We start from the raw sequence: 9,662 nt of genomic DNA, 5'->3' as shown, positions 1-9,662 counted from the left end.
CCTCAGGAACTCGGGCAGGGGGTGGCTTACCGCCGAGTATTCCATGCTCCCCCGGGCAACCCACACAAGGTCCTCCAGGGAAGCGGTCCAGGGGAGAGTGGGCGGCAGGACTCACGAGATTCAAAGACTGATCGGCAGGGTATTGAGGGCAATCGTGAACCTCGATGCCCTCGGCGAGAAAACCATCTGGATCGATTGTGACGTAATCCAGGCCGACGGCGGCACGCGAACCGCGAGCATCACGGGCGCCTATGTGGCCCTTGTGGATGCCCTCTGGAACATGAAGAGAAGGGGCGTGGTCGATAAGGTCCCTCTCAGGGATTCGATGGCGGCCATCAGCGTGGGGCTCGTGCATGGAGAGGTGGTCCTTGACCTTTCCTATGAAGAGGATTCGAAGGCCGAAGTGGACATGAATTTCGTGATGACGGGAAAAGGCCTCCTCATCGAAGTCCAGGGGACGGCCGAGAAATCCCCTTTCACGAAAGAGCAATTCGACACCATGTACCAGTACGCATATAAAGGCATACACGAGATCACGCGGATCCAGAAGCAGGTCCTGGGCCCCCTGTTTCCTGCATAGGCTTAGCCATGGCTTGCCCGGCATCCACGCTCCGCATATGAAAAGCCTTATTATTGCCACCGGGAACAGGGGAAAATATCTTGAAATCGCCCATTTTCTCGCCGGCGAGTTCGACCGCTTTTACTCCCTCAATGATTTCGATGAAAAAGTGGCGATAGAAGAGGACAGTCTTCTTTACACGGAGAACGTGATAAAGAAGGCGCGAAAAATTGGGGACCGCTTTGCCATGGAGACCCTGGCAGACGATTCGGGGCTCGAGGTCGACGCCCTCGGAGGCCGTCCGGGCGTCCTCTCCGCCCGTTACGGAAATACGGACGAAGAAAGGGTCGACAGGCTCCTTTCGGAAATGGAGGGGGTTGAATGGGGGAAAAGGGGCGCCGTATTCAAGGCTTATCTCGCCTATTACCTCCCGGAGCGGGAAGTGAGCTATATTTTCTATGGCGCCCTGAACGGCATTATAACCCTGGAGAAGCAAGGGGACAGGGGCTTCGGATATGACCCCCTATTCTATGTGCCTCAGTTCGATAAGACCATGGCCGAGCTCTCCGTGGAAGAGAAGAACGCGGTCAGCCACAGGGGACAGGCTCTCCTCTCCTTCAGGAATTTCCTCAACCTCAAGTTCTATAAGGATTCAGTCATTTCCCACCTGTAAGAGGCACTTCAACGGCGGGCAGGCCGTCCCATTCCATCGACCGTTATTCCCGTTATTTTTCTTCTCCCTTTTTCGCGCCCGTCTTTCCTGCGCCCGCCTCTCCCTTTTCCTGTATCGATACCAGCTCCAATTCGAAGATGAGGGTACTCCTTGGCGGGATACGACCGAACCGGCGGTTGGCGTAGGCAAGGTCTTCCGGGACAAAGATCTGCCATAGAGAGCCCATCTTCATACGCTGCAGCGCCTCCGACCAGCCCTTGATCACCCCTTTTACCTGGATCACGGCGGGCTCACCCCTTTTCCGGCTGTTATCGAATTCCGTGCCGTCTATGAGAGTGCCCCGATAATTTACGGAGACGGTATCGTCCTCTTTGGGGACCGGTCCGTTCCCCTCACGGAGGACCCGGTACTGCAGGCCGCTCGGCAAAGTTACCACTCCTTCTTTCTTCCTGTTTTCGTACAGGAATATCTTTCCTTTTTCCAGATTGCGCGCCGCTCCCTCATCTGCACGCCGGTTTATGGTGACCATTACCTTCTTTCTCAGCTCCTTCAGGGTCTCGCTCATCCCCTGAGGGGTGAGAGCGGCCTCCTTGCCCGACAGACCATCCGTAATCGCGGAGATGAGAACCTCCCTGTCGATCTCCACGCCCTGTCGATGAATGCGGGCGCCGAATTCGTATCCGAGACTGTAGCTTTCCCTTGACTTCAGGCCTTCGGGAGGTTTATTGCCTTCGGCCCGGCACAGGGGGACAAAGAGGATAAGGGCAAGGCCGGCGAGACATATTTTCGTTACCATATACATCCTCCAATAGGATTTTTGCGGATATTATATACCAGGGCGTTGCCCGGCAACAGGGATAAATAAAAAAACCGGAGGGCGCACACCCTCCGGCTGTTATTCTTCTTGAATATTTACCTTACCACTTTGTACGGGCGCATCATCTCGTTGTCCTCATGGTCGATGATGTGGCAGTGCCAGACGTAGCCCGGTCCCTGGGTAGGATCGAAGCTGAAAAGGTTGCGGCCCGGCCTGGCCGTCCTCACGGGCGAGCTCGTGGGGGCGAACCTGACGAGGAGGCGTAGCACCTCGCCGGGCAGGGCCTTGGCCGTATCTTTCCATCCGCTCTCCCATGGGTCGGGTGCCCGCGTGCTGCCGGGGATCAGGTAAGGGGTAAGGGCAGGGTTTCCACCGAGCGCGCCGTCCCCGTTCGGCACATTATATGCCAGGGGAGGGCCGTAGCCGGGGCAGAACTGGCCGGCCACGCAGCCTGCAGGCAGGGGCGCCATGCCCGCGGTCCCGAACGCGGCTTCCCATGCGGCGGAATAACCGGTCACGGGGTCGTCGCTGTAGGCCTGCCTGTCAAGGATCTGGAACTGCACCAGGTGGGTATGCATGGGATGGGCATCCATGGTGAGGTTTATGATCTCCCAAAGCTCCGTCGAGCCGACCTGGGGGAGCTCGCTTATACCGTCCGCGGGAAAGAGGGGCTCGATATTGGCGGACATAAGGCCGTCGTAACTCGTATTGTTGACGAATACTTCATGGGGACCCCCTGCGGCTTCCCATTCTTTCAGCACGATCTGTCTTCTCTTGCTGATCGTCACACCCGGGGCCACGCTTCCCGCGCCATCCGTGAGGCGCACCGTCCTGACGGGACGCTTGCACCCGTTTGCGGCAGGATTGCAGCTTCTGTCGACTCCCTGAAGGGGAAGGGAGACATTGAACCGAAAGACCTTGTTCATATTGAGCTGGTTGGTGTCCACTCCCGGCACTAACCCGTTGGGGTAAGGGACCGGCGCATCGTTCATAACCGTTACGGTTTGCCCGGCAAGGCCGGTGAAATCGACGATCACGTAAATACGCTCTCCCGGCGCGATAAAGGCATTGCTCAGTTCCGCGGGGGCGTCGAGGTAGCCGTCATCGGAGCCGATCGCCCAGACCGGAGGAGCAGGCTCGCCGGCGCCCGTGTTGCCGAAGGTCATCCGCCAAAAGCGCGCGTTGGAGCCGTTCAGCACGCGGAAGAGATAGCGTCGTGGCTCCACGTTGAGGACGGGCCATGGCGCGCCGTTTACCATGACGACGTCGCCGATGAATTCAGGTATCCAGAAAGGGTGGATTGTGGGGTTCGGCGGCGCGCCGTTGAGGCATGGGTCGTCCGCGTTTCCTGTGCCGCATGCCGCCCCGCTGCCGTCAGGCCAGAAAAGCTGGGCATTCGTGTCGAACTGCCGGTCCTGGATGGCTGCTTCGATCTCATACGCGCCGGCAGGCAGATTCCTGGGTTCCTGCCCCGGGGCCCTGAGGAAATAAAAGGCGGCCATGCCGCTATAGACGTTGGTGCGGGTCGCGCCGAGGGCGTGATCGTGGAACCAGAGGGTCCCGGGCTCCTGCTGGTTTATGTACCTGTATATCGCCTCCCCGGGTCCGGGATAGCCGAGGGTATAAAAGTCGGAACCCCGTGCGCCGTTCGGGGAGAACCATTGTTGCGGGCCCCCGTCGAAGCCGGAGAAGGTCTCTGCCCCGTGAAGGTGCACGGCGGCAGGTGGTGAGCCGATAAAGGGCAATCCGCAGCCCGGCTCGGTGGGATCGTCTATACAGTAATTGTCATAAGGGGCGTTAAAGGGGTCTGCCCAGTGTATTGTCTTATCCACGGTCACCAGGCCCTGAACGAGTCCTGGGCCGGTCGGCTGGAGAGGATTGAAGCTCGGAAGGTTGTTTACGAATTTCATTGTGGCGGCAGCCCCTTTTCGGGCTTCCACCGTTACTGCGGGCCAATGCGCCGGTCCCAGGACGCGGCCCGTCCTGGAATCGGACATCTCGTACGCCCATACTCGCGTTTTCGGGGCAGGCAGAGGCAATACCTGCTGCTCCACCTCCTTCATGGTCACCGTGAGAAAGGGGTGGGCCAGGGCGTTTACCCTGGGCAGGGCTGCATTATAGCCGGGACCGAATATGGGAAGGCCCGTGGTGAACCCGATAGTCGGGAAAAGCGTATCCCCCGGCAGCCACGTCTGGGTCACGAGATTACTCGCACCCGCGCCCCCGGGTGAAGCCAGCATGAGAAAGGCCGGTAACAAAAGCCACAAAAACAATGCCGCGCGATTCTTCTTCATTGATCACTCCTCCATAGCGTAAGAAATTTGTGAGTTAAGCTTCTTCGTTATACGCCGGCTATCCGGGGGTATACCGGTCCCCTTGGGGAGTCGTAAGCTCCCTGTTCAGTATTCCATTGTGTAGCTAAAACGATTACATTGCGCAGAGGCAGGTGTTCACTGAACCTGCCCGCCAATGCGGTGTATATCCAAGATCCATGCCAGACTTCATCACAATTTTCCCGTTATTCCCCTTTTAATGGAAGTATGGAATACGTAAGCGGAATACTCGGGGACATGTAGTCAAAACGATGCGGCGAGCCTCCCATCTTTGTCTTGCAGCGCAATATGGGTGTCTTATATGGTGAGATGCAGTATTGCGGCAGGAGACATTATTTGGGTTCAATTTTGAACACCGGAATTGGGGGATAAAACGAAAGGAGACCGTTAGAGGTCTCCTTATAAAGGCTTGAAAATAGTCCCAAGGGGTTTCGAACCCCTGTTTCCGGCGTGAGAGGCCAGCGTCCTGGGCCACTAGACGATGGGACCGTAGCGATAATATTACCAAAAAACGTTTCTTTTATCCACTAAAAACGGTCCCGGCCTGTCTGAGGGTTTTGCCGGAGGGCACTAAAGGTAAGAGTTATAGCCCCTTGCGCCGTTTTACCAATTTTTCAAGCTCGACGGCAAAAAAGACAACCGAGGAGAGAACCAGGGTGATAGACAGCTCGGCGCCCGTGAGCGGGACCGTTTTGAACACGGGATTGAGGGCGGGAATATAGACCGTGGCCATCTGCAAAAGGAATGTGATCGCTACGGCGCCGGTGAGCCAGGCATTGGAGAAAAGGCCGGTGGAGAAAAGGGAGGTTCTTTCCGATCGTATGGCGAGGACATGGCCGAGCTGGGTCAGGCACAATACGGTGAAAACCATGGTCTGCCAATGAGCATGATCGGTACTGATCGACCAGGTCTGGACCAGAAGGGCGATTCCCGCCATGAGAAGACCTACCCATATTGCATGGATTCCGACGCCGCCGGCAAAGATGGTCTCCTTCGGGCTCCTCGGGGGCCTTGCCATTACGTCGCCCTCGGCGGGCTCCAGGGAGAGGGCCAGGGCGGGCAGGCCGTCGGTCACGAGGTTGATCCAGAGGATATGGATCGGCAGGAGGGGAATGGGGAGGCCCACGAGGGGCGCGAGAAAGAGGGTCCATATTTCACCCGAATTGGTGGTAAGAAGATATTTGATAAATTTTCGTATATTGTCGTAGATTTTTCTGCCTTCCGCGACTGCCTTGACGATGGTCGCAAAATTATCATCCAAAAGAATCATGTGGGCCGCTTCTTTCGAGACGTCCGTCCCTGTGATCCCCATGGCAATGCCGATATCGGCTCGCTTGAGGGCAGGGGCGTCGTTTACCCCGTCGCCCGTCATGGCCACGTATTGGCCCCTCTCCTGAAGGGCTTTGACGATTTTCAGCTTTTGCTCCGGAGCCACCCGTGCATACACCCGCAATTGCTCGACTCTGTCGCGAAGCGCTGCAGGGTCGAGCCGGTCCAGATCGCGTCCCGTGGTCACCGCCATTGAGCCTTCGCTGATGATACCCAGTTTGGTCGCAATGATTCTCGCCGTGAGCGGGTGGTCGCCAGTGATCATTACCGGTACTATGCCCGCCTCCCGGCACATGGCCACGGCCTGCTTCGCCTCTTCCCGCGGAGGGTCCATCATGCCCGCGATTCCGATAAGGGTAAGCCCCGTCTCCACCGTATCGGGAGACAGGACCTCCGGAATGGCATCCCACCTCCTCATCGCAACGGCAAGGACCCGAAGGCCCTGTCCGGCCATTCGTTCATTGGCACACCGCAAATCTTCGGGGTCCGCCTCAACTGGTCCCTTCGCGGTGAGGATATTGACCGATTTATCGAGGAAGGCGTCGATGGCCCCCTTGGTGAAGGCTATGTACCCCCCGTTCCATTTATGAAAAGTGGTCATGCACTTCCTTACTGAATCGAAGGAGATTTCAGCGACTCTCGGGTGCGTTGTCAGGAGGTCCTTCTTGTTGACCCCATGGAGTTTCGCAACGGCGACAAGGGCCGTTTCAGTGGGATCGCCCATGAGCCTGCCGTCCATGTCCTCCTCTACGTCATTACTCAACGCCAGGCCTTTCATGAAGATCTCCCTCAATTCTTCGGGGATTTCCCGCCCCGAAAGCCGGCCGGCCTCGAAAATGGTCTCATTGAGGTATACCTGCTCCACGGTCATCTTGTTCATGGTGAGTGTCCCGGTCTTGTCGGAGCAGATGTACGTCACCGATCCCAGGGTCTCCACCGCGGGAAGCTTCCGTATGAGGGCATTTTGTGCCGCCAGTTTTTTTGCGCCCAGGGCAAGGGAGACGGTGATGACCGCAGGGAGGGCCTCCGGTATGGCGGCCACGGCCAAAGAGACGGCAGTGAGGAGCATGAGCAGGGGTTTTTCTCCTCTCATGATGCCCACAAAGAGGACTATGGCGCAAATCGCGAGGACGGCGAAAGCGAGTTTCTGGCTGAAGGAGGCGAGCCTTTTCTGAAGAGGGGTCTTTACCTCGCTGCCTTCCTGGAGCATGGCCGCTATCTTGCCGAGCTCCGTCTTCATTCCGGTGGCAATCACCACCCCGGAGCCCCGGCCATAGGAAACGACGGTGCCCTTGAATGCCATATTGATCCGATCGCCGGGAGAGAGAGACTGTTCCTCAATGGGTTCCCCCTCCTTCTCCACCGGCATTGATTCCCCGGTGAGGGCGGCTTCCTCGACCTTGAGCTCATAAATCTCGAAGAGCCTCATATCGGCGGGGACCACCTTTCCCGCCTCGAGGACCACCACGTCACCGGGCACCAGGGCCGACGAGGGCGCTTGGCCCTGCGTCCCGTTACGGATAACCGTGGCAGTAAAGCCCGCCATCTTCTTGAGCGCCTCCATGGCCTTCTCCGCCCGGTACTCCTGAATAAAGCCGACCGCGCCGTTTAATGCCACGATGATAATGATGGTGATTGTATCGGATACCTCGCCGATAAAGCCCGATATGATGGCCGCGGCAATAAGAACGAGGATCATGAAGTCCTTGAACTGGCCGAGGAGCATGGCAAAGGGCGATTTCTTTCCCTTTTCCTCCATCTCGTTGGGACCGTATTCGGAGAGCCTTTTCGCGGCTTCCTCGGCTCCGAGGCCGAGCCGCGAGGTGCCGAGCTCGCCGAAGACCTTCTCTATCTCTTTTTGGTGCCATTCCATATGCCGCCTCTATTGATCCTTTTCTTGATCTCGAGCTTTACTTTTTTCAGGAGTTTTTTCGCCCACGCGAATTCTGTGGCAAGAATTGCCAGACCCAGGGGGATAAGGACAAAAGCCGGTCCCGGAAGCACGATCATGGCGATCCCCACGAGGACCACGGTGCCGCCTATCACGCCGACCACTACTTTTTTTATTGTTCCGGCCGGCCAGTTCAAAATAGGCCATTCCCCTCACGTCTATGGATTGATTTCATTTCTTACAATATAAGGAGCGGGGGGGTGCCGGTCAAACAGGCTATGGGTGTGGGAGGCCTGGGGCTGATAAAACCGGAAAGGGCTCATCTTGATAAAGGAATCCGGGAAATACCTATATGGACCTTCAGCGGCCTGCGCCGGTCACAACACGGTTGAACACCCGACGGAAGGACTTATATTTTCATTACCCCCCATACTCGGGCGGCAGATTGGCTACAGAAAAAAGGGATTATAAAACTCCGGATATTTGATCGAGGGGGTAAAATGGTCGGGAAGACAGGATTTGAACCTGCGACCCCAGCGTCCCGAACGCTGTGCTCCACCATGCTGAGCTACTTCCCGTGGCTAAAAGGATAGCAGACTCGGAGGAAATATTCCATTGATTTTTTCAGGAAGACATGATAACTAATCACCACTTTTGCGAGGAGGGTTAACCATGGAAAAGAAGGGCATCAAAGTCACCGATCTCACGTTACGCGACGGACACCAATCCCTGTTTGCCACGCGGATGACCACTGAGGATATGCTGCCCATTGCCGAGAAGATGGAGCGTATGGGGTTTTACTCCATGGAGGTCTGGGGCGGCGCCACCTTCGACGTGATGACCCGTTTCCTCAACGAAGACCCGTGGGAGAGGGTCAGGCTCCTCAAAGAGCGGATGCCCACCACGAAGTTCCAGATGCTCCTCAGGGGACAGAACCTTGTGGGCTACAGGAACTATGCGGACGACGTGGTCCACGCCTTCGTGGCCAGGGCCGCCGAAGCGGGGATCGAGATATTTCGTGTCTTCGATGCCCTCAATGACGAGCGCAATTTCATCGCCGCCTTCGAGGCCATCAAGAAATGCGGCCGCCATATCCAGGGCGCCCTCTCCTATTCCCTCACGGAAAAGAAGCTGGGCGGGCCTATATTCAATATCGATTATTATGTAAAGAAAGCGAAGACCATCGAGGAGATGGGCGCCGATTCACTCTGCATAAAAGACATGGCGGGCATTATCTCGCCCTACGACGCCTTTGACCTCATCTCGGCCCTCAAGGCCTCCCTTACCATCCCCGTGCACCTCCATACCCACTACACGAGCGGCATGGCCTCCATGGCGCTTCTGAAAGCGATCGAGGCGGGAGCGGACGGCATCGATACGTGCCTTGCCCCCTTCGGGCTCAGGTCATCCCATTCGGCGGTCGAACCCTTCATCATCACCCTTCGCGGCACGGAACACGATACGGGCCTCGATCTTGAAGTGGCGGCCGAGATCGACGAATACCTGGAGACGATCGTTCCCAACTACATGCAGTTCGCCGACACCACACGTTTTGCCGTAATCGATATCGGGGTGCTCATGCACCAGATACCCGGGGGCATGATAAGCAACCTCGTGAGCCAGCTCAAACAGGCCAAGGCGCTCCACCGCCTGAAAGAGGTCTACGAGGAGATACCGAGAACCCGCGCGGACCTCGGGTTTCCGCCGCTGGTGACGCCCACGAGCCAGATCGTCGGCGTCCAGGCGGTATTCAACGTCATTGCGGGAAGATACAAGATGATCTCGAAAGAGGTGAAGGACTACTTTTACGGCCTCTATGGGAGACCGCCCGTGGCAGTGAACGAGGAGATCCGCAAGAAGGCCCTGAAGGGTTATGAAAAGGGCGACGTGCCCATCGAGGTGAGACCCGGCGATATACTCGAGCCCGAGCTTCCCAAGGCAAAAGAGGCTTTGAAAGGCATCTCCGAGGACATGGGAGACATTCTTACTTACGCCCTCTATCCCATGACGGGGCTGGAGTTTCTTAAAAAGAAATACGGGGTCAAGTCCGAATAAGGGAT

The 9,662-nt window shown here is 57.1% G+C and carries 7 protein-coding genes and 2 tRNA genes; 3 read left to right on the top strand and 6 right to left on the bottom strand.

Features of this window, described 5'->3' with window-relative positions; genetic code table 11:
• Together rph and rdgB are read left to right on the top strand one after the other, a co-directional pair.
• Positions 1–580, top strand: a 580-nt coding sequence (gene rph / locus VGJ94_03330; GenBank protein ID HEY3275627.1) for a ribonuclease PH, incomplete at its 5' end; no start/stop codon positions are given.
• A 37-nt stretch (positions 581–617) separates the two neighbouring features.
• Entirely contained in the window at positions 618–1,232 is a 615-nt protein-coding gene (gene rdgB, locus VGJ94_03325) for an RdgB/HAM1 family non-canonical purine NTP pyrophosphatase (protein ID HEY3275626.1), read from the top strand.
• 52 nt (positions 1,233–1,284) lie between these two features.
• Here rdgB and VGJ94_03320 read toward each other — a convergent pair whose 3' ends face one another.
• The 6 genes from VGJ94_03320 to VGJ94_03295 all read right to left on the bottom strand — a co-directional run bounded on the left by VGJ94_03320 (position 1,285) and on the right by VGJ94_03295 (position 8,180).
• Entirely contained in the window at positions 1,285–2,028 is a 744-nt protein-coding gene (locus VGJ94_03320; GenBank protein HEY3275625.1) for an FKBP-type peptidyl-prolyl cis-trans isomerase, read from the bottom strand.
• Positions 2,029–2,144: 116 nt separating this feature from the next.
• A complete protein-coding gene (locus VGJ94_03315; protein HEY3275624.1) occupies positions 2,145–4,343 on the bottom strand; it encodes a multicopper oxidase in 2,199 nt (732 codons plus the stop codon).
• Between the two features lie 455 nt (positions 4,344–4,798).
• Positions 4,799–4,871, bottom strand: a tRNA-Glu gene (locus VGJ94_03310).
• 94 nt (positions 4,872–4,965) lie between these two features.
• Positions 4,966–7,584 (bottom strand): cation-translocating P-type ATPase, encoded by a 2,619-nt coding sequence (locus tag VGJ94_03305; GenBank protein HEY3275623.1) that lies wholly within the window; start codon positions 7,582–7,584, stop codon positions 4,966–4,968.
• Complete coding sequence (locus tag VGJ94_03300; GenBank protein HEY3275622.1) at positions 7,560–7,799, bottom strand: PGPGW domain-containing protein; 240 nt, start codon at positions 7,797–7,799, stop codon at positions 7,560–7,562. Before VGJ94_03300 ends, VGJ94_03305 begins: the two co-directional genes overlap by 25 nt.
• Positions 7,800–8,103: 304 nt before the next feature.
• Positions 8,104–8,180: transfer RNA gene (locus VGJ94_03295), tRNA-Pro, on the bottom strand.
• A gap of 94 nt (positions 8,181–8,274) precedes the next feature.
• On the opposite strand from VGJ94_03295, the gene VGJ94_03290 reads away from it, so the two are divergent.
• Positions 8,275–9,657: a pyruvate carboxylase subunit B gene (locus VGJ94_03290; protein ID HEY3275621.1), complete on the top strand. Its 1,383-nt coding sequence runs from the start codon at positions 8,275–8,277 to the stop codon at positions 9,655–9,657.
• Positions 9,658–9,662 lie beyond the last annotated feature (5 nt).

It is taken from the genome of Syntrophorhabdaceae bacterium, assembly GCA_036504895.1.
GTDB lineage: Bacteria > Desulfobacterota > Syntrophorhabdia > Syntrophorhabdales > Syntrophorhabdaceae > PNOM01.
Note: the sequence above shows the minus strand (reverse complement) of the source record. Positions and strands in the feature narration are given on the sequence as shown.